We start from the raw sequence: 21,180 nt of genomic DNA on the forward strand, positions 1-21,180 counted from the left end.
AGTGTCATCTGGTGACTAGGTTGGAGCCATGAAACTTGAGCAGATCAAAGTTGGCGACCGCATCCACGGCGTCTCCGCTGGCGAACTGGTGACCGTCAAGAGCTGCGACCTCATCGGGTCCAGCTGCGCTGAAATCACTTACCAAGCAGCCTCCGGGCGCACCGACACCCGGCTGCTCTACCGTGACGACGAGGCGAAATTGAAATTGGAGGAGACCAAGCGCCCACTCAGCTTCACCGCAGACCCACAACGCTTCCGACTCGCCTCCGAGGCCCAACGGATCAAGCTCGGCTACCTTTTTGACCCCTTCGTTGCCGTCAACACCTCCAACGTCGACCCGCTGCCCCACCAGATCACAGCGGTTTACGAGGCCATGCTTGGTCGCCAACCTCTTCGTTTCCTCCTCGCAGACGACCCCGGTGCCGGCAAGACCATCATGACCGGCCTGCTCATCAAGGAGCTTGTCATCCGAGGCGACATCGCCAAATGCCTCATCGTCGCCCCGGGTAGCCTGGTGGAGCAGTGGCAGGATGAACTCGACCAGAAGTTCTCCCTCCCCTTCGACATCCTCACCAATGACGCGCTGGAGTCATCCCGCACTGGAAACTGGTTCACCGAGCATGATTTCTGCATCGCACGCCTCGACAAGCTCTCCCGCAACGAGGAGGTGCAGGAGAAACTCAAGGCAGTTGATTGGGACCTGGTGATCGTCGATGAAGCCCATAAAATGGCAGCCACCTATTTTGGCAACGAACTCAAGCAAACCAAGCGCTTCCAACTCGGCAAACTCCTCTCTGCCAATACCCGGCAACTGCTACTCCTCACCGCCACACCTCACAATGGCAAGGAGCAGGACTTTCAGCTCTTCCTCTCTCTGATCGACGGCGACCGCTTCGAGGGCCGCATCCGCGACGCAGCCCACACCCAGGACGCCTCCGATCTCATGCGCCGCATGGTGAAGGAAAACCTCATCACCATGGACGGTAAGCCGCTGTTCCCGAAGCGCCACGCCTTCACGCTGCCCTTCAAGCTCTCTGATCAAGAGGCCGCCCTTTACGAAGCTGTGACCCGCTACGTCCGCGAGGAATTCAACCGCGCCGACAACCTCGATGAAAACCGCCGCAACACCGTCGGCTTCGCGCTCACCATTCTCCAACGCCGCCTCGCCTCGTCCCCGGAAGCGATTTTCCAGAGCCTCAAACGTCGCCGCGAACGCCTCGAAAAGCGCCTGCGCGAGGAACGCCTGCTCAAGCGTGGCGCCGAGGCCCGGCTTTCCCCGACCCCGGAGCTGCCGGATCTCGACGAGGAAGACATCGACAACATTGAAGACGCCCCCGAATACGAGCTCGAAGCGGCCGAGGAGCAGGTCGTTGATCTCGCCACCACCGCGCTCACCATCCACGAGCTCGAACTCGAAATCGAAACGCTCAAGGGTCTGGAAAAGCAGGCAGCAGCCGTGCTGGCCTCCGGCAACGACACCAAGTGGGTGAAGCTGGCCGAGGCCCTCGACGAAATCGTCCGCGACAAGGAGAGTGGCAAGCGCCGCAAGCTCGTCCTTTTCACCGAGCACCGCGACACACTCCGTTATCTCGAAGCCAAGCTCAAGGCCTTCTACCGCTCCGACGAAGCCGTCGTCACCGTCCATGGCCAGACTCCGCGCGACCAGCGTCGCGCCATCCAGGAGGCCTTCACCAACGACCCAGCAGTGCTTGTGTTCCTCGCCACCGATGCCGCCGGCGAGGGCATCAACCTCCAGCGCGCCCACCTCATGGTGAACTACGACCTGCCTTGGAACCCGAACCGCCTCGAACAACGCTTCGGCCGCATCCATCGTATCGGCCAGCGCGAGGAATGCTGGCTCTGGAATCTCATCGCCGAGGAAACCCGCGAGGCCGACGTCTTCCTCAAGTTGCTCAAGAAACTCGAACAGGAATGCGAGTCGCTCAACGGTGCGGTCTTCGACGTGCTTGGAGAACTCTTCAAGGAAAAGTCCCTCAAGCAACTACTTATCGATGCCGTCCGCAGGGCCGACGATCCATCCGCCAAGGACTACCTCAGCCAAGTGATCGAGACCGAATTCTCCCACGAGCGCCTGCAGAGCCTCATCGACGAGCGCTCCCTCGGCAACGAGGGCCTGACTGACTCCCGCATCCGCGATCTCTGTGACCAGATGGAGCGTGCCAACACCCTGCGGCTCCAGCCCCATCATGTCGGCGGGTTCTTCGAGGCCGCCTTCGACGAACAGGGCGGGCGCTTGCTGCCCCGCGAAAAAAACCGCTTCGAGATCAAAAACGTCCCGCTCGACATCCGTCGCCGCGACCGAATCGTTGGCCGTGGAGCACCCGTCCTGAAGTCCTACGAGCGCATCACCTTCCACAAGGAGCAGGTCCGCATCGACGGCCACCCACCCGCCGCTCTCGTTGCCCCGGGCCACCCGCTGCTCGATTCGCTCATCGATCTTGTCCTCGAATCGAACCGCAACCTGCTCCGCGAGGGCACGATCCTCATCGATCCCCACAACCGCACGGATCGCCCCCGCCTGCTTTTCTACATCCTTAGCGACGTCACCGACGGCCGCCCCGCACGCAAGGGGTCTTCGGACCGCCGCCTGCTCTCCCGCCGTCTCCAGTTCGTCGAGCTCACCGAAAACGGCGAAATCCACGATGCCGGCGCCGCCCCTTACCTCGACTACGAATGCCCCCGCGAACAGGACGGCGAGACCATCGCTTCCCTGCTTGAGGCCGACTGGCTCGCCACCAATCTGGAGACTCAGGCCCGCACCTACGCCATCTCCGAGTTGGTGCCCCGCCACCTCGCCGAAGTCCGCACCCGCCGCGAACACTACCTCGATAAAACCCGCGACCAGGTCCACAGTCGCCTCACCCGCGAGATCGCGTTCTGGGACAACCGCGCCGTCGAGCTCGAAGAAAAAGAACGCGCCGGCAAATCCCCCGGCAAGCTCAACTCCACCCAGGCAGCACGCCGCCGCGACGAACTGGCCGAGCGCCTGCGCGTCCGCATTGATGAAATCGAGCGCGAGAAGGAAATCACAGCCCTGCCGCCTGTCGTCACCGGCGGTGCCCTGATCATCCCTGAAAGCATGCTCCGCTCGGTGCCATTGGAGCCGGAGCACTCCGCCAGCGTCCGCGAAGACACCACCCCTTACCGGGTCCGCGATACCAAAACCTCTGAACTGGCCGCCATGGAGGCCGTCATGGAATACGAGCGTTCCCTTGGCAACGAGCCCAAGGACGTTTCCTCCGAAAACCGCGGTTACGACATCGAGTCCCGCTGCGGCGAATCCGGCAAACTCCGCTTCATCGAGGTCAAGGCCCGCCACCCCTCCGCCACCTTCATCAACCTCACTCGCAACGAACTCATCTGCGCCCTCAACAACCCCGACAACTGGATCCTCGCATACGTCCCGGTCGAAAACGGCGGCGCGAGCGCTCCCATCTACCGAACCAACGCCTTCCACGACGGTATCCCCTTCGAGGCCTCCGCCTTCAGAATCGAGATCGAGCAGATCATCGCATCAGGAGATTCTGCAATCTAATTTCCTAACAAACACAAATCGTCATGAACAAATGGGAAGACACTTTCGCGCGCTGGTCGCAAGGCCCGGGAAAAACGGAGGATGAGAAATGCGAGCGTGCCGTCGCCGCAATCCGAAAGGCCATTGGGGACGACTCCAAGCTCAACAAGCGGAACATCGTCGTCTTTCCTCAAGGATCGTATCGCAACCGCACCAACATCCGGATTGAGAGCGACGTGGATGTTTGCATCTGCTGCAAGAACCCGTTTTTCGCCGAATACCCTAAAGACACCTCCGATGAACACTTTGGCAATGTCTCTGGCGACTACCCTTACCCCGAATTCAAGAACGATGTGGAGGCGGCTCTTGTCCGCTACTTCGGCAGACAGCATGTCAATCGCGGCAACAAAGCCTTCGACCTCAAGAGCAACACCTACCGTGTCGATGCCGATGCGGTCCCAACCTTCTCCCACCGCCGCTACGCGTCAGACCGGTCATGGATCGAAGGCGTGGAGCTGAGGCCCGATGACGGGAATCCATCCAGAATCATCAACTGGCCGGAACAGGTTTACAGCAACGGCGTCCAAAAACACACCAACACCGCTCGCCGCTACAAGAAGGTCATCCGCATCTTCAAAAATCTCCGGAACCAAATGCAGAAGGATGGCATTAGCCAAGCAAACGACATCGCCTCGTTCCTCATCGAGTGCCTGATCTGGAATGTGCCCAATCCATCATTCGGAAACCCATCGCTGACTGCGGATGTCCGGGCATGCCTGATTCATCTCATTCCGAAAACCAAGGAAGACGAGCCTTGCCTTGAATGGGGAGAGGTAAGCGAGCTCAAATACCTCTTTCGTCCCACGCAACCATGGACCCGCCAACAGGCTCATGCATTCCTCTGCGCCTGCTGGCACTATCTTCGATTCTAACCATGAACACCGCTCCTCTGCTAAATCAAAAGTCCTTCGTCTGGGTCGCGGTTGGATTCCTCGCCGCCGCGCTCGTCATCATCTGCCTCTCTACCGGCACCAACCTAACGGAACCACGGGCGGTGGCAAGGAAGCTGCCACTTGCAGTCACGGCCGAACTCGCGGGCTGGTTTGTCTTCCGCAAGTGGCTCTGGCGCTGGAAATTCCTCAACCCCTGGTTGGTAATAGCGCCGGACCTGAACGGGGACTGGGAAGGATCGGTCACCCCGGTTGTGAACGGCGGGAATGGAGAGTCTCCAGAAGCCATCCCCGTGAGAATGACCATTCGCCAGACCCTCACCACCTTCAGCTGCGTGGTCCAGACCAAGGAGATGACAAGCCGGAGCTTCTCGGCGGGATTCCAGATCGAGCCCGATTCCCAACGTCGTCAGCTCACCTACTCCTACGAAAGCTTGCCCAGGGCGGGCGTTCGAGACCATAGTCCCGTCCACTTCGGCACCACCCGACTGGAGATTGACTCCGAGGATCCCACCGAAATGACCGGTGAGTATTGGACTAATCGACGCACCAAGGGCGAGCTGACTTTCAGCCGGATTTCAGCATCCGCTAAGGATCAAATTGACTCAACTGAACAACCGCCATGCAAATCCTGAACAGAGTCAATTTCGAGATCCCCATTCCTGAGGGGAGCGCTGCGGAAGACGTCTTCAGCGCTTGTGGCTCCGAGGTGTTGAAGTGGGTGGCAACCCGCCAGTTCATCACGAAGCCGCAAGCCGTCCCTCGCACATTGGAGACCGTTCCGAGGATCGCGGTGGCGAAGACCAGCACCATTGAAACGGTCAAGGCTTCTCACGCAGGAGCCCAGGCTTGGGGAGTCAAGATCCGCAATCCCGACACGTCTAATCGCTACCTGATTTGGTCATCAGAGGTGACCCTGCTGCAGACACCTGCTGGGCAGCTCTTTTTTAGCTGCTCCCTCCTGATCCATCGTGAGGGCCGATTCATTGCCCCGGTCAATCGCAAGCCGAACACGCCAGGAATCGTGAGACGGATTCTCGACCAGTTCGGTGGCAAGGCAAGTTATCCGCTGTCGTCTTCGCCACTCAGGTTCCGTAACAGTGGCAAGGATGTCGCCACTCTTATCCGGGTCCTTGAGAGCACCGATCGGACTCACCCGATCATCCTGGTCACGCCTCGCACCGCTGATGGCAGCTATACGACCGATCCCGATGAGTTGGCGAAGTTTTTGGCAGGAATGGCACACGTCATTGTCGCGGAAGATGTCGATGCGACCCGGCACCTGGAAAGCTCCCTGCCCCGTCACCTGAACTGCTTCGACGGCGGGACCAGAATCTACTGGCCCGGCTTTCGCCGCCACAGCCCACCGGACTATCATCCGCTGTTCCTCCGCTACCAAATCGAGAAGTGGAACCGCACGGATCCTCACCTCGTCGGTCAGGAGCTTCACTCCATGATCGCGGAAACGGCGGCCTACTCGATCCACGAGAGCTTCTTGACCTGGCCGGCGTTGGAGCGCCTCGCGAGACAGGAAGCCATCTCCAAGGCCAAGGAGTCCGGCGAAACCGACGAGTATCTGGAGCTCCTTGAGGAAGAGAATCGAGATCTGACAGCCGAGACTGCGACGCTCAACACCGCGCTTGAAGAAGCCCGCTCTGATGCGGCTCGTCAAAAACACCTTGTTGGCCAACTTCAGCAAGCGCTTGCCGATCGGAAGTCGGGGCAGGTGGGTGCGACCGAGGCCGAACTCCCCGTCCAGTCGGTTCCGGAAGCGATCGAGCGGGCGGAGTCGGAATACTCCGACAAGCTGGCCTTCCAATTCAACAGCAAGTCGGAGGAGAAGGTCAGCCCGTTCAATCATCCCGAAGAGGTGCTCCAGGCCTTCCGCTGGCTCGCGACTACCTACCACGACGCCAAGTCAGGCAAGCAACCCAACTCCGATCTGGAAGGGGACTTTGCTGAGCATGTGCCGGGTTGGAACTTCCGGACGCATCAGAAGAAGGAGACCATGCGGAATGCGAAATGGCGCCCCTACTACGTCTGCACCCACGACAGCCGCGAAATCGAGCTCCCGGCCCATTTCAAGTGCGGAACCAGCTCGGATCCCCGGGAAACCATCCGGATCGCCTTCAACTGGGACGGGGCGACCGGCAAGGTCGTCGTCGGATTTCTGGGGCAACACCAGCCGAATACAAAAACTGCCTAAATCTCTCCTTGCAATGAGGGTATCAATTGATACCTTCCACCCGTGAAGCCACTATGCCTGCCAAGAAAACTACAGTCGCTCCCTTGCCACAGAAGTGGCTCGACGTGGTTATTCCGATTCTTGAGCGCCAGGATTCCAGCAAGATACTATGGACTGGCCGGGCTCAGCGAGAAATGTCTGCCGCCGGCCTCAGCTTCAAGCACGAGGCCTACGAGCTCTGTCTCCAAGTTCTGCGGACGCCTGGCATGCTCGGGGAGCAGATCTTCGACATGATCGACGAGACCGATGACACGATCGCCGACACCTGGGCCCTCCTTTGCCCTCACCCCCTCAAACTGCCCGAACCCCTTTACGTCAAAATCGCGGTCCATGAGAAACGAGTCCACCTGACGATGATTTCCATGCACACCGACAACTCCGGCAAGCTCCTCAAGGCAATCCGGGACTACATAAAAAAGAACAAATGAAACTGAAGACCTACACGACCAACTTCGACATCTACCTCCCGGCAACCGCGAATGAGCCCGAGCGATTCGTCGAAACCATTGAGGTCGAAGTCTTCCGCAACTTCGGCGAGGAGATCCTCACTCCCGAATCCAGCGAAAGAATCGAACGTATCAAGGCCCGTGAGCTGGGCATCATGACCGGTGCCGACATCAAGGCGATGCGCGAACGGCTCGGCCTCTCCCAAAAGCAGCTCACCCAGCTTCTCGACTGCGGAGATAAGAGTCTCTCCCGCTGGGAGAACGGACACGGTTACCCCACGGGCATCGTCAACAGGATGCTCCGCCTTCTCGACGAGGGCTTCCTCGCCCCCGCGAGCCTCGAGGCCGTCACCGGTCCGCGCTCTGAACTTTCAAGCGAACGCTTCCTCCGCAACCGGAAGATCCATCGTGCACCCAGCGTCGTTCACTACGACTTTCAAGGTGCCCGCGCACCAAAACTCAAATCCTCCATTGTGGAGGAATACATGGCATTTGCATCATCATGAAACCTGCACCCCTCCAACTCATGGACTATTGGGCAAACTCCATTCGCATGGAGGCCTGCCCGGACTATGACCCAAAGTCGAACACTGAGCTCGACCTCGAGTTGATCTCCGTCAAACACAGTGTCAAACAGCTCGACACCCCGGATCCAGAGGAGAATGGGACGAGTTGGCTCGTCGGCCTCTCCATCGAGCAAACTCCCTGCGACACCGGGAACATTCCCTACACCTTCGCTGTTTCCCTCCAAGGAGTCGTGCTCGCACTCCCGGGTGGCCCAACAGGGGAAAGGCTTGAGCGAGTATCAGAGCCACGTAGGTATACCATGCTTTTGGCGTCGCACGGGAAATGATTCGCGCTGCCACCGGTCGCGGCCCCCACAGCGCTGTCATTATCCCTTCAACCAACTTCCTGCCACCGGTGCCAACTGCAGAGGAGGCCAAAGACAGCCCGGCCAAGAAGAAAGGTGCAGCCAAGAAGGCCACCAAGAAGAAATCTACCGACAAGTCCAGTTAAGGGTAGCCACCACTACTGCTCACTAATTCACGCCATGTCCTACCCCAAAAAACTCATCGAGGTCTCCATCCCGCTCAAGGAGATCAACGATGCCTGTGCATACGAAAAGCTGCCAGGAATCGGCCCTCATCCACGCGGGATCCATCATTGGTGGGCGCGGCGACCGCTGGCGGCAGCGCGGGCGGTATTGTTCTGTCAGCTTGTGGACGATCCTTCGGGCTACGCAGACGAGCTGGTGAAGGACAAGGCCCGCGCCAAGGCCACCGAGCAGGAACTGCTGATGGAACCGGAAGGCGAAAAGGATCTTTCCCCGCGGCTACGCGAGCGCCTCATCGAGAAAGAGCGCGAGCGACTCCACGAGATGGTTCGCAAGCTGGTGGTCTGGGAAAATACCACCAACGAATCCCTCTTCAAGCAGGCCCAACAGGAAATCCTGAAATCCTGGCAGCGCCAACTCAAGCGTGAGGGCAAGCCGCTCGATACCCCCATGCCGCCGGTGCTCGATCCTTTCGCTGGTGGCGGAGCCATCCCACTGGAAGCCCAGCGCCTCGGGATGGAAGCCCACGCCTCCGACCTCAACCCTGTGGCGGTGCTTATCAACAAGGCGATGATCGAGATCCCACCCAAGTTCGCCGGACTGCCGCCGGTGAACCCGGAGTGGCAGGGCAAGACCAAGGAGGAAAAGGCCGCCACCACCTGGAAGGGCGCGCAGGGTCTCGCCGAAGACGTGCGGCACTATGGCCGGTGGATGCGAGAGGAGGCGAAGAAGCGCATCGGCCACCTCTACCCGCCCTACACACTCACGCAGGAACTCATTGATGCCCGGCCCGACCTGATAAAGGCCGGCTACAAGGCGGGCGACGAGCTCACCGTCATCGCCTGGCTGTGGGCGCGCACGGTGCCCAGCCCGAACCCGGCGTTGCAGGGGAAACCTGTCCCGCTGGTCTCCTCCTTCTGGCTTTGCAAGAAAAAGGGCAAAGAAGCCTACGTCGAACCAGTTGTCGAAAATGGCGACTACCGCTTTGAAATTCGCGTCAGGAAGCCGAAGAACTCGGCGGCCGTGGAAGCGGGAACGAAAGCGACAGGACGCGGGTCTGATTTCCACTGCCTTGTCTCCGGTGTCGCGATCTCTGGAAACTACATCAAAGAGACAGGAAAAAGAGGACACATGGGGGCGGAGATCATGTCTGTTGTCTGTGAAGGGCAGCGAGGCCGAGTTTACCTCCCGACTTCCGATGCCCAAGTCAAGGCAGCAGCATCTGCGAATCCAACATGGGCACCGAGTGGAAAGATCCCACGTCTAACGGGTGGGAGCTGCGAGCCCTATGGAATGGACGATTTCGGCAAACTCTTCACCCCCCGCCAACTCGTCGCCTTGACGACCTTTTCCGATCTGGTGGCAGAAGCGCGGAAGTGCATCCTCGCCGACACCCGAACCGCCGGTCACCTCCCCAACGATGACACCACCCTCGAACAATCCGGCATCGGCTCACACGCCTACGCCGATGCCGTGGCGGTGTATTTGGCAAACGCTGTCAGTCGCTCAGTGGACTTCAACAATTCTTGCGTGGGCTGGAGATGCGGCAACGAAAAGATCATGAACCTGTTTAGCCGCCAGGCGATCCCGATGGTCTGGGATTATGGGGAAGCCAACATTCTAGCGGATGTTGTTGGCGGATTTGGCCCTAGCATCGAATACCAAACCAAGTGTTTCCGCTACTTGCCCGCCAAACCTCAGGCGAAAGCCTTCCAACAGGATGCCCAAACCCATCGTTATGATGGCGAGCCAATCATTTCTTCAGATCCGCCGTATTACGACAACATCGGTTATGCAGATTTATCCGATCTGTTCTATCTGTGGCAGCGGCGAACACTGAAGTCGGTATTTCCAAAACTGATGGGCGGCATTCTCGTTCCAAAAACCGACGAGCTGATAGCATCTACCTCCCGCCACGGCAGCAAGAAGAAGGCAGAGGACTTTTTCCTGAATGGGATGTCAGCGGTAGCGAAGCGTTGGGCGGAATTCTCTAACCCCAGTTTCCCGACTACCTTGTATTACGCGTTCAAGCAAAACGAGATCAAATCAGAGGGCCTCGTTTCAACGGGTTGGGCAACATTCCTTGGAGCTGTGATCGAGTCCGGATTCGCTGTCTTAGGCACATGGCCGATTCGCAGCGAACAATCAACGAGGGTACTAAGCCTTGGAAATTCCGCCCTTGCTTCTTCCATCGTCCTTGTCTGTCGGCAGAGAACCCAGACGGCAGAGACAATCACCAAGCGCGAGTTCATCGAGGCGCTTGAAGCCGAGCTGCCCGAGGCCTTGCGCGAACTCCAGCACGCCAACCTATCGCCGGTGGACTTGCCGCAATCTGCAATCGGTCCCGGCATGGCGATCTTTTCCCGCTACGCCGCCGTGATGAAGGGCGACGGCAAGCCGATGTCGGTCACCGAGGCGCTGCAGCTCATCAACCACGAGTTGGGCCATCTGCTCGACGGCCAAATCTCGGACATGGACCCGCACACTCGCTTCGCCTGTAAGTGGTTCGCACAACACGGATTCTCTGCCGCCGCCTACGGCGACGCAGAACTCATCGCCACCGCCACCGACGTTTCCGTGCAAGGCGTGGTCGCAGCAGGCGTCCTCGAATCCGGAAAGGGCAAGGCCCGCTTGCTCAAGCCAGCCGAACTTCCGGGAGGATGGAGCCCGGAGGGCGACCCACACCTCACCGTCTGGGAAGTTGTCCACCACCTCATCCGCCTCGCCGAGAGCGGCGGCGATGGTGATTGCGCCAAAGTAATCGCCGCCCTCAGCCATACCCAGATCGCCGAGGCCCGCCAGCTGGCCTACCGCCTCTTCACCCTCTGCGATCAGCAGAAGTGGAGCGAACTCGCCCAGCCCTACAACCAGCTCGTCACCAATTGGCAGGACTACAGCGACCTCGCAGCCCAACTCCCCGCCGCCGCAGCGAAACCCGTGCAGGCCAGCTTCGACCTTTGAGCCATGAAACTCGATCCCCACCACTTCCGTCTCAAGGAGTATCTCAAGGAGCATCCCTTGAAAGTGTCGCCATGGTCGGGCGTGGCGTTCCGCTCCACCGCGCTGAATCTTGCATCAACCTGAACCAATCCCATGGCCCTATCCAACAAACAACGCGTCGGCCAGGCGCTCGAAGAACTCCAGCCCGCCCTGCTTGCCTACCTCGTCCCGATCCTCGACGAGGCCGCGACCGGTCCGCGCAAAGCCGAAATCGAACAGGCGATGCAGGAGTGCGAGGTCCGCACGGTGAACGGAACCCCCCACTGGGAAATCCAGGCCCTGCTGCGGATGGTGATCAAGTTGTGGGGGCCCCTGTTCACTCACCGCTTCGATAAGAACGAACGAACCCGCGTCCGCTCACTCGTTCACGAGGCCAACGACATCCGCAACCGCTGGGCGCACGACATGCCGTTTTCCTATGACGACACCTACCGCGACCTAGACACACTCGGTCGCGTGGCTGAGGCCATTGATGGCCGTGATGCCCATGAGAAACTGCGCGAAATGGCCAAGGCCGTCATGCGAGTCCAGTTTCAGGAAGAAGCGCGACGCGAAACCCGCCGCACCTCAGCCATGGAGGGCACCCCGCTCCCGGCACTGAAGCCTTGGCGCGAGGTCATCGCACCGCACACGGACGTGGCCAAGGGCAATTTCCTCGAAGCGGAATTTGTGGCCGACCTCCACGCCGTCCACTATGGACTGGCCAATTCGGAATACGGCGACCCACGGGAGTTCTTCGCCCGCACATTCCTGACCGACGGCCTCAAAGACCTCCTCAAGCGCGCACTCAGCCGCCTGAACGGAAATGGCGGCAGCCCGGTTCTGGAACTCAAGACCAACTTCGGCGGAGGCAAGACCCACTCGCTGCTCGCCCTCTATCATCTTTTCGGAGACACGAAAGCAACCCAGCTCGCTGGCATGGATGGTCTGCTCCGCGAGACCGGCGTCAACGATACACCAGCCACACGAAGGGTGGTGATCGCCGGCCACCAGCTTGGCGTCAACCAGCCCCGGAAGAAACCCGATGGTATTGTGGTGCGCACGCTCTGGGGTGAAATTGCCCACCAACTCGGTGGGGCGGCGGCCTACGAGAAAATCCGCAGCTCGGATGAATCCGGCACCAATCCGGGAGCTGAAGTACTCGCCGATCTCATGCGGGAGGCCGGCCCCTGTCTCATTCTCATCGACGAGTGGGTTGCCTACCTGCGCGAAACTGTCGATACCCAAGGTCTCGCAGCCGGCTCCTACGAATCAAACTTCGGTTTCGCCCAGTCCATTACTGAAGCAGCCAAGGTGGTTCCCCAAGCGCTGGTCGTAGCATCACTTCCCGCCTCCCGAATCGAGATGGGCGGAGCACGGGGAGAAGCGGCGTTCGAGCAACTCTCCAATCTGTTCCAGCGTGTTGCCACTCCATGGCAATCCATCCGCACCGAGGAAGGCTACGAAATCGTTCGCCGCCGCCTCTTCGAGAGCCACCTCGACTACCCGGCGCGCGACGCGGTCGTGAAAGCCTTCCATGAACTTTACAGCAGCTCCAAAGGCGGTTTCCCGTCCAACTGTTCGGAACTTGCCTACCGCCGCAAGCTCGATGCCTGCTACCCGATCCATCCGGAACTCTTCGACAAGCTCGACGGTGTCTGGTCCACGCTGGAGAAGTTCCAGAAAACCCGTGGCGTACTCCGTTTCATGGCTGCTGTGATTTCCGAGCTCTGGCAGCGCGACGACCGCAACCTGCTCATCATGCCCGCCTCGGTTTCGCTCGACAGCCCCAGGGTTTCCAGCGTCATCAAGGAAGTCCTCCCCGGCGGTGGAAGCTGGGACGGCGTGATCCATACCGACATCGACGGCCAAGGAGCTCAAGCGCACCTCATTGACAGCGAAAACAGCGGCCTCGGGAAATACTCCGCCTGCCGCCGCGTCGCCCGCTCTATCTTCATCGCCGCCGCTCCCACCAGCGGCCCCAACCGCGGCGTGGACGATCAGCACCTTCTGCTCGCGTGCACCCAGCCCGGTGAGAATCCGGAAAAATTCGGCGATGCCCTGCGCCGTCTGTCCGACCGCGCGACCTACCTTTACCGTGATGCCTCGCGTTCTTGGTTCGCCCTGCAGCCCAGCGTCACCCGCTTGGCCAAGGACCGCGCCAAATCCATCCTCGAAAGCGACCAGGTCGATGCGGAAATCCTCAAACGCCTAGCCAAGTGGGAGGGCCGCAGCGCATTCCCCGGCGGCACCCAGCTCGCGGCCAATCCTGCCGACATCGCCGACGAGCCGGCCACGCGACTCATCATCCTGCCTCCCAGTGCTCCGGTCACCAAATCTCCGGATGGCACACCCGGCCAAATCCTTGCCGGAGAATTGCTCACCCAAGCGGCCAATCGCCCGCGCACACATCGCAACGGATTAGTCTTCCTCGCTGCGGAAGAATCCCAGCTGCAGCGGCTGCGCGAGTCCACCTCCTCCCTGCTCGCTTGGCGCGGCATCGATCGCGGTCAGGACAGCCTCGAACTCACCGCCGCCGACAAGAAAATGGCCGTCTCCAAAGTCGAGGAATTCGAGAAGACCACCACCGCACAGCTCGGCGATGCCTGGAGCATGATCCTCGTTCCCGAATCCAAAAACCCAAAAAGCCCGGAGATCACATGGCTCGCAATTCCTTGTGCTGGGCACGACGACAAGCCCCGCTCCGTGCGCAAAAAACTCTGCGACAAGGAAATCCTCCACCAATCGTTCAACCCCTTCCATCTCCACCGTGAGTTGGATCGCCACCTCTGGGGTATGAAAAACCACATCTCCACACGTGAGGTCGCGTCCGCATTCGCCACATTCCTGTTCCTGCCGAAACTGCTGCACCCGGATCTCCTCGTGGAAGCCATCCGCAACGCCTTCAGTGGAAATAGTCTGATGCCCGATTTCTTCGCCTATGCGGAAGCATACGACTCGGACGAAGACAGATACCTCGGCCTCTACACCACTGAGCGTCCGCCTTCCGTCCAGATCGGCGACAGTCTGCTAATCAAACCCGACGCGGCCATGGCTCAAGCCGCAACGACACATCCACCTGACTCCGGCCTCGGCCAGCCAACACACCCCACGCAAGCGGGCAACGGAACAACCACGCCCACAACCACAGGAACCGGCACAAGCCCGCAGCCTGCCCCGCAAGCGGCGACAAAGACGAGATTCTACGGCTCAGTCGAAATCGCCCCACAAAAAGTCAGCTCCTCCGTCCAGAAGGTCGTGGACGAAGTGATCCAACACCTCTCCGCGAAATACGGCAGCAAGCTCACGATTAGCCTCGAAATCGAAGCAGAGAGCGACAGCGGCTTCGACGAAAACACCGTCCGCATCGTCTCCGAGAACGCGAATACCCTTGGATTCAAGGAGAAGGGATTTGAATAGAACCCGCAATCTCTATGGCCACCACTCCGAGACTACTGCCGACTGCGAAGATCCGGACGGAGCTCATCGAGCTCTTTCACGGGTTAGGCAGCGATCTCGCAAAGTGGCTGCATGGTCAGTTCCTGCGCCATGGCGGGAAGAACTGGTGGAGGCACCACGTCTGTGAGGTCGTCCAGGAGCGGGACCAACAGCGAATCGCGGATGGCGAGTGGAAGGAGCTCGCGGACATGGATCTCGGCTCCCTGCTGGGTTTGCTTCAAGCCAACTTCCGTTTCTTGAAGTCCCGCAGGGCGCTGGACAAGGAAGCTCGCGATACGATCCGAGCCATGAAGGAGGTCCGTAATCGCTGCGAAGGTCACTGGCCGGTCAAGGGCATTCCTCTGACGGAGTTCGCGGTGCATCTCGCGGCGATCCGAGCCTTCTCGGGACTGATCGGCGGCGGTAAGGCACGAGCCGAGCAGATCGATGCTGCCGAGCGTAGCCTAGAGGCCCTCAAAGAACGCGGCGATGACGACGTCGTTGAAGAGTCCCAGCCGAAGGAGGATGCGCAGCCGCCGTTCATTCTCACCCCGGAGAAGCGCCTAGCGGACTATTTCGGAGATGAGGCCCTTACTCCGTCCCAGCAACGCGCCGTCGATGAGCTCCAGCGCTTTCTGGACAGCTCGGATGAGCATTGCTTTATCCTGCGCGGCTATGCAGGAACCGGGAAAACCTTCCTGATCGGAGGCCTTGTTCGGTACCTGCAGGCAGTTCACCGGAAGCCTGAAATGATGGCTCCACGGGCAAGGGCCGCCCACGTGCTTCGTGATCGGCATCAGGTTGACGCCAGCACCGTGCACCGTCACATCTACTCCCTTGCTGCGCTCAAGGAATACCGCGAGGTCGATGAGAATGGGGACGTGACCTACAAGTTCTACTTTGAGCTGAAGAACAACGACCTTGAACACGACACCGTCTTCATCGTCGACGAGGCATCAATGCTCTCCGACGTCTACTCGGAGTCCGAGTTCATGCACTTTGGCTCCGGACGCCTTCTCAGTGACTTGCTGCGCTACATCAATTTCGATGCCAACGACTACCGGAAGAAGCTGATCCTCGTGGGTGATGACGCGCAGCTCCCACCCGTCGGAATGAACAAGTCACCGGCCCTTGATGCGGAGTATCTCCGGAAGAAGTGCTTCATCCGAAGCAATGGCTGTGAACTGACGGACGTCGTTCGCCAGGTCGATTCGAGCCCGGTGCTGGAGAATGCCACCAAAATGCGTGAGCTCCTTCGTACCCAGCGTTTCCCCAGCTTTGACTTTGTGTCAGACGGGAAGGCGATCCGGGAGCTTCGCCCCGACGAGTTTGTCGAGACCTTTGTCCGGGAGCGCGATCCGTCGTCCATCAACCGCTCGGTGATCGTGGCGGACACGAATGCCAAGACGAAGGATTACAACGATGCCGTGCGAAGCCGGTTGTTTCCGGGAAGCGCCAGCATTGTGCCCGGAGATCAGATCATTGTGGTCCGGAACAACTACCGATACGAACGCGCCCTTCTGAATGGCCAGATGGGCCTGATCGTGGACTGCGCGGATCAGACTGAGGTTCGCAAGGTGCCCCTGAATGTTCCGGACGAAACTGGGAAACGAAAGATCGAGATGATCAAGCTGGAGTTCCGGGAGGCCAAACTTAGGTTCCCCCACGATCGGGAGGGGCATTTCGACATCACCTGCAAGATCTCGGAAGACTGCCTGCAGAACAGGGATGCGGACATTTCCTCAAACTACTCGAAGGCGCTCTACGTCGACTTCAAAGAGCGCCACCCAGACCTGAAGCCCGGCCAGCCGGAGTTCAAGGAGGCCTTGAAGTCCGACCCTTACTTCAACGCGGTGATGCTCAAATACGGCTACGCCATCACCTGTCACAAAGCACAGGGTGGAGAGTGGGTGACTGTGTTCGTGGATTTCTCGGGTAAGAACAAACTCAACGCAGATGGGATTCGCTGGAGCTACACAGCGCTCACCCGGGCTGAGACCTCGGTCGTCGCCACGAACGCTCTTCACCACACTATTCTGACGCCGAAGAAGGGGCTTGTCCGCCCCTTCAAGGTGGAGACACCGTCCGCCCCGTCAACGGACGCTTCTACTTCGATCCAAGCCCATGGCTCGACCGAGACCATGAAATCCTCAGATGCGGTGAATCCCGGCGCAGCGATTAAGTCTCTCGTCGAAGCGCTCCTCCCGGAGGGCTGGAAAATCGTAGGAACTCGCAGTCACCAATACCAAGAACGCGTCATTCTGGGCGTGGCTGAGAAACAAATCACTGTCGCGGTTCACTACAAGTCGAACCACCGCGTCAGCCGGGTTCAGATCATGCCGAAGAACGGTCAGGATGAGCTGGACCAACAGGCATCGAACATTCTGGCACCCCTGAAAGGGCAGACTCTCGTTCCTGATGGAAGTGCATCCTCGAATGTTCGGGAGTCGCACGCTGCCTTCGTTAAGGCCTTGGAGGAAAAGTTCAGTCCGCGAGGGGTAGAAGTCGTCTTCCTCAAGTCTAATACCGAGTATCATCTGGTTACTCGACTGCGCGCCGGAATGGCCGAGGGAACCGTCAACTATCACTTCGACGGGAAGGGCACCTTGAGCAGCTGCCTTCCGCACTCGGATTGTCCCGATACAATCATCGAAATCCTCCAAGGAATACACCCGATCCATGGCTGACCAGCAACAACAGGTCTCAACGCAAGGGATCAACGCTCTCCGCAAGGCCGGGAACCTCGAAGAAGCGCTCGGGCATGCACGACGACTTCAGACGGACGACCCGGAAGATCCATGGGTTGTCCGGACGCTGTTCTGGTGTCTCCACGACGAATTCAAGCGCCTCCGGGACGCCGGAGACACCAAAGGCGTTGCCGCGGTGCGCGAGGAGGTGGGCGAGCTCAAGATGCCCAAGGAAGCAACAGACGACGTGATGCACCAATGTGCGGCGAGAATCCTTGGAACCGATCCTGTTGCCAATGCATCCGAACTCAGCAAGGCTGGAAAACACCACGACGCGGTGGCGCTGCTGCGGCCGCTCGTCCAAGGCGATGACCTGACATCATCGCTTGGCGAAGCCTACGGATGGGTGCTCTACCGAAAGCTCCGTGACATTGGAGCGGAGGAACCGCAGGTCGCTGCATGGTGTCTTGACGAGTTTCTCGCCTGCTGGTCCACCGACTGGGATCCGAATGCGATGCTCTTCAAGTGCATTCTGATCCAAGCGAAGCTCCATGCGGAGAACTGGGTTGGGTTGGTTCCGCTTGTGGAGAAGTTAGGGTTGCATCGCCTGAAGCCGGAAGAATTTGCGGATGATCGGGAGGATTCCGACTTTGAGCCATTCCAAGACCAACTGCTCACCGCCATTCACAAGTGCATCAAGAAGCACCCTGCCCTTCAAGGTGATCGACCGGCCCTTCGCCAACTCCTCCACGAGTGGAAAGATTCGTTCGGGGAAGGCGAATGGCCAAGATACCACCTGGGACGAATCCTGTTGTGGGTTCGTGGCGATACAGACGCGGCACGGGTTCTGCTTCTCAAGACCGTCCAGCGGAACCCAAGCGACTTCTGGCGCTGGCAGGCGTTCGCTGAGACACTTTCAGGTGAAGAAGCCAAGGCCGCATTCTCGCGTGCCATTCTTTGTGAGTGTGAGGACAGCTCGTTCAAGGTTCCGCTTTACCAGATCTATGCCAACCTCCTCGCCGATGAAGGAGAGGTGGCCGCGGCCAAGGCCAGCCTGGATGAGGCGATGCGGCTCCGGCAGCTGTCGGGCAAGGAGTGGCGAGAACCGATGCCAGCTTGGTATGACCAGACGCCAGAGGGCGGCGAACCAGATGTTCACCACTATGCAGAGCCTTTTGCTGCGAGGGCGGATGAACTGCTGGCAGCCAGCCTGCCAGCAAGACTTTGCGTTTTGGTCCGCCCGCTCGAAAAGGCCAACCGCATGCTGTTTTACTGTGTCGGGCTCGGCATACGGAATCTGAAGTTCGCCAAGGACAAGTTGCCAGAGCCTGATGCTTCCGCGATCGAGGCGAGGTTCGAGGATAAGGATGACGCCGCCTGTATGGTTCTGGCATGGAAGCATGTCGATGTTTCCGAAGATCTCGGCACACTGGAAACAGGAGTGGTTGGCCACGTGAACACGGAGAAGAAGCTGGCCTCAGTAGGCACGCCTTCGCAGGAGTTCATTCCATTGTATTTTGAGCGATGGCGCGAAGCCGGCGAACTTCGTACCGGGGACTGCATCAAGGTCCGCTGGCTGCGGGACGAGCACGACAAGACTGTTGTGATTGGCTGGGAGCGTTCAGAGCCTGCTCACCTTCCTGGATTCTTGGTTCCGGTCGAGGGTCGATTTGAGCGTGCTCCCGGGAAGGCTTTTGGATTCATCAAAAGTGCAGAACTGGAGGTTTTTGTGGCTCCCAGTGAAGCTGATGGGATGACGGACCATGCTGCCACCAAAGGTTGGGCGATGCGGTCCAAGGACAAGCACGGTAGGGCTTCATGGAAACTGCTCCCCGGATCTTGAAGACCCAAACTATGCCCCATCTACATTCCCTCTTCAAGTCATCCCAGCCCCCAAACAGATTCTCAAGATCAGCAACAAATTACCGAAAATGGACATTTCCCCCGACAAACAGAACATCGACCGCGTCTTTTCAAACACCGCCTACTACATCGACTTCTACCAGCGCGACTATCGTTGGACGGACGAACCGGTGCTCCGACTGCTGGACGACGTGTTCTTCAAATTCACAGAGCAATACGCCCGCACCGCCGACCGCGATCCCTCGCAGGAAACCATCACCGCCCACTATCCCTGGTATTACCTCAACACCTACGTGACCAACGTCGTCAGCGGGCGCACCTACGTCGTGGATGGCCAGCAGCGACTCACCACCCTCTCTCTCATGCTCATCAAGCTGCGGCATCTGGCCATCCAGCACCAGTCCCCGCTTCAAGGGTGGCTTGAGACCAAGATCGGCGGCCAGCAGGGCTTCGACCGCCACTTCTGGATGAACCACATCGGACACCAAAAAGCGCAGCAAGGATTGTTCGACGGCAAGGACGCGAAGGAGATCGACATCTCCAGCGGCATCACCGCAGAGAACATGGTGAAGAACTACGCCACCATCAGCACCTTCATCGACAAGAAGCTCACCGACCGGCACAGCTTCGAGACCTTCACCTTCTATTTCCTCTACCGGCTGGTGCTGATCAACCTGGCCGTGGAGCAAACCGACGTCTCGATGGTCTTCGAGGTCATCAACGACCGCGGGGTGAAGCTCCGCCCGTATGAGATCCTGAAAGGCAAGCTGCTCGGGCAGATTGACAAGATCGAACTCGACAAGGATCACTACAACGAGCTGTGGGAAACGCAGGCTGGCGCGATCAATGCCTTCAAGGAGGACGAGCTGGACGTGTTCTTCCGCTTCTACCTGAAGGCCAAGTATGCCGACACCCGCCGAGAGGGCACCAAGTTCGACGGAGATTACCATCGCGCCATGTTCACCACTGAGATGGACGAGAAGCTCGGCCTGCTGCACAACCCGGCGAAAGTGAAAGCCTTCCTCAAGGGCGATTTCACCTACTACTCGAACCTATTCATAAAACTCCGCACCGCCTACAACACCGACCAGCAGGAGTTTCGCGGGGTCTATTACAACTACCTGCTCGACCTCGATGCCCCGTTTCTGCTCGTGCTGGCCGCCTGTCTCCGGGATGATCCCGATGAGGACGAGAAGATCCGCGCCGCCACCGCAGAGGTGGATCGCTATTTTGCCCTGCTCCAACTCCAGAGCGCCTATGACAGCAACGAGTTCGCTGATTCGCTCGTCCGCATCGCCGCCGCCATTCGCGAGCAAGATGCCGGGACGTTCCGCGCCGCCTTCGATGCCGAGCTGACCTCCGCCATCGCCTCGCGCCGTAACGTAAACGAGGCCGAGCCGCTCAGCTACGCTGCATTCAAGCAGACGGGCATCAACCTCAATACCCGCTTCAAACGCTACTTCTTCGCCCGGATAGATGAGTTCCTTGCCAACGGCATGAACCTCAACCTCAAACACCCCATCGCCGACTTGGTCACCAAGACCGGGGTCAAGACCGGTTTCCATGTGGAGCACATCCTTTCATGGAACGCTGAGAACAAGGCGCTCTTCGACGGCGACGAGGAACGCTTCGAGCAAGAGCGCAACCGCCTCGGCGGCATCCTCCTGCTCAAGGGCAAGGACAACATCTCCAGCAACAACGAGGCTTATCATAAAAAGCTCAAATCCTACGCGAACACCCTTTACTGGAACGAGACACTGCGTGCGGACAGCTACAAGTCGAAGCTCGACATGACCGCGTTGAAGAAGGAGCACCAACTCGACCTCCAGCCTTTGGACAAGTTCGGCCCTGACGAGTTGGAGGCGAGGCATAAACTATTGTTCCAGCTCATCGGAATCATCTGGAAGTAAGCCGCCAGATCGTTAGAAAAGTCACCAATCCACGTTCCAGGAAGATAAACAATGCCGACCCAAGACACACCCC

General features: G+C 59.2%; 12 protein-coding genes. All 12 read left to right on the top strand.

Annotated features, from left to right (window positions below; genetic code table 11):
- Positions 1-28: 28 nt before the first annotated feature.
- The 12 genes from HZ994_18080 to HZ994_18135 all read left to right on the top strand — a co-directional run bounded on the left by HZ994_18080 (position 29) and on the right by HZ994_18135 (position 21,107).
- Positions 29-3,556 carry a DUF3883 domain-containing protein gene (locus HZ994_18080; protein ID QTN34145.1) on the top strand — a complete coding sequence of 1,176 codons (3,528 nt, stop codon included), beginning with the start codon at positions 29-31 and terminating at the stop codon, positions 3,554-3,556.
- A 23-nt stretch (positions 3,557-3,579) separates the two neighbouring features.
- On the top strand, positions 3,580-4,467 hold the full coding sequence (locus HZ994_18085; protein QTN34146.1) for a nucleotidyltransferase: 888 nt from the start codon (positions 3,580-3,582) through the stop codon (positions 4,465-4,467).
- A 2-nt stretch (positions 4,468-4,469) separates the two neighbouring features.
- The gene (locus tag HZ994_18090; protein ID QTN34147.1) at positions 4,470-5,120 is read left to right on the top strand and encodes a hypothetical protein; all 651 of its coding nucleotides are present in this window, start codon (positions 4,470-4,472) and stop codon (positions 5,118-5,120) included.
- A complete protein-coding gene (locus HZ994_18095; protein ID QTN34148.1) occupies positions 5,108-6,691 on the top strand; it encodes a hypothetical protein in 1,584 nt (527 codons plus the stop codon). Before HZ994_18090 ends, HZ994_18095 begins: the two co-directional genes overlap by 13 nt.
- Before the next feature lie 173 nt (positions 6,692-6,864).
- Positions 6,865-7,158 (top strand): hypothetical protein, encoded by a 294-nt coding sequence (locus HZ994_18100; GenBank protein ID QTN34149.1) that lies wholly within the window; start codon positions 6,865-6,867, stop codon positions 7,156-7,158.
- Positions 7,155-7,682, top strand: a complete 528-nt coding sequence (locus HZ994_18105; GenBank protein QTN34150.1) for a type II toxin-antitoxin system MqsA family antitoxin — start codon at positions 7,155-7,157, stop codon at positions 7,680-7,682. The genes HZ994_18100 and HZ994_18105 overlap by 4 nt, the downstream gene beginning before the upstream one ends.
- On the top strand, positions 7,679-8,029 hold the full coding sequence (locus tag HZ994_18110) for a hypothetical protein (protein ID QTN34151.1): 351 nt from the start codon (positions 7,679-7,681) through the stop codon (positions 8,027-8,029). The genes HZ994_18105 and HZ994_18110 overlap by 4 nt, the downstream gene beginning before the upstream one ends.
- A gap of 198 nt (positions 8,030-8,227) precedes the next feature.
- The gene (locus HZ994_18115; GenBank protein ID QTN34152.1) at positions 8,228-11,191 is read left to right on the top strand and encodes a DUF1156 domain-containing protein; all 2,964 of its coding nucleotides are present in this window, start codon (positions 8,228-8,230) and stop codon (positions 11,189-11,191) included.
- Between the two features lie 132 nt (positions 11,192-11,323).
- Positions 11,324-14,629: an ATP-binding protein gene (locus HZ994_18120; protein QTN34153.1), complete on the top strand. Its 3,306-nt coding sequence runs from the start codon at positions 11,324-11,326 to the stop codon at positions 14,627-14,629.
- 14 nt (positions 14,630-14,643) lie between these two features.
- On the top strand, positions 14,644-17,334 hold the full coding sequence (locus HZ994_18125; GenBank protein QTN34154.1) for an AAA family ATPase: 2,691 nt from the start codon (positions 14,644-14,646) through the stop codon (positions 17,332-17,334).
- Positions 17,327-19,177 carry a hypothetical protein gene (locus tag HZ994_18130; GenBank protein ID QTN34155.1) on the top strand — a complete coding sequence of 617 codons (1,851 nt, stop codon included), beginning with the start codon at positions 17,327-17,329 and terminating at the stop codon, positions 19,175-19,177. Before HZ994_18125 ends, HZ994_18130 begins: the two co-directional genes overlap by 8 nt.
- A gap of 88 nt (positions 19,178-19,265) precedes the next feature.
- Complete coding sequence (locus HZ994_18135; protein ID QTN34156.1) at positions 19,266-21,107, top strand: DUF262 domain-containing protein; 1,842 nt, start codon at positions 19,266-19,268, stop codon at positions 21,105-21,107.
- Positions 21,108-21,180: the final 73 nt, after the last annotated feature.

This window comes from Akkermansiaceae bacterium (genome assembly GCA_017798145.1).
GTDB lineage: Bacteria > Verrucomicrobiota > Verrucomicrobiia > Verrucomicrobiales > Akkermansiaceae > Luteolibacter.

Coding starts and splice junctions, on each gene's coding strand:
- HZ994_18115 (QTN34152.1), top strand. CDS start 8,228: ATGTCCTACCCCAAAAAACTCATCGAGGTCTCCATCCCGCTCAAGGAG.
- HZ994_18080 (QTN34145.1), top strand. CDS start 29: ATGAAACTTGAGCAGATCAAAGTTGGCGACCGCATCCACGGCGTCTCC.
- HZ994_18135 (QTN34156.1), top strand. CDS start 19,266: ATGGACATTTCCCCCGACAAACAGAACATCGACCGCGTCTTTTCAAAC.
- HZ994_18130 (QTN34155.1), top strand. CDS start 17,327: ATGGCTGACCAGCAACAACAGGTCTCAACGCAAGGGATCAACGCTCTC.
- HZ994_18125 (QTN34154.1), top strand. CDS start 14,644: ATGGCCACCACTCCGAGACTACTGCCGACTGCGAAGATCCGGACGGAG.
- HZ994_18090 (QTN34147.1), top strand. CDS start 4,470: ATGAACACCGCTCCTCTGCTAAATCAAAAGTCCTTCGTCTGGGTCGCG.
- HZ994_18105 (QTN34150.1), top strand. CDS start 7,155: ATGAAACTGAAGACCTACACGACCAACTTCGACATCTACCTCCCGGCA.
- HZ994_18095 (QTN34148.1), top strand. CDS start 5,108: ATGCAAATCCTGAACAGAGTCAATTTCGAGATCCCCATTCCTGAGGGG.
- HZ994_18085 (QTN34146.1), top strand. CDS start 3,580: ATGAACAAATGGGAAGACACTTTCGCGCGCTGGTCGCAAGGCCCGGGA.
- HZ994_18100 (QTN34149.1), top strand. CDS start 6,865: ATGTCTGCCGCCGGCCTCAGCTTCAAGCACGAGGCCTACGAGCTCTGT.
- HZ994_18110 (QTN34151.1), top strand. CDS start 7,679: ATGAAACCTGCACCCCTCCAACTCATGGACTATTGGGCAAACTCCATT.
- HZ994_18120 (QTN34153.1), top strand. CDS start 11,324: ATGGCCCTATCCAACAAACAACGCGTCGGCCAGGCGCTCGAAGAACTC.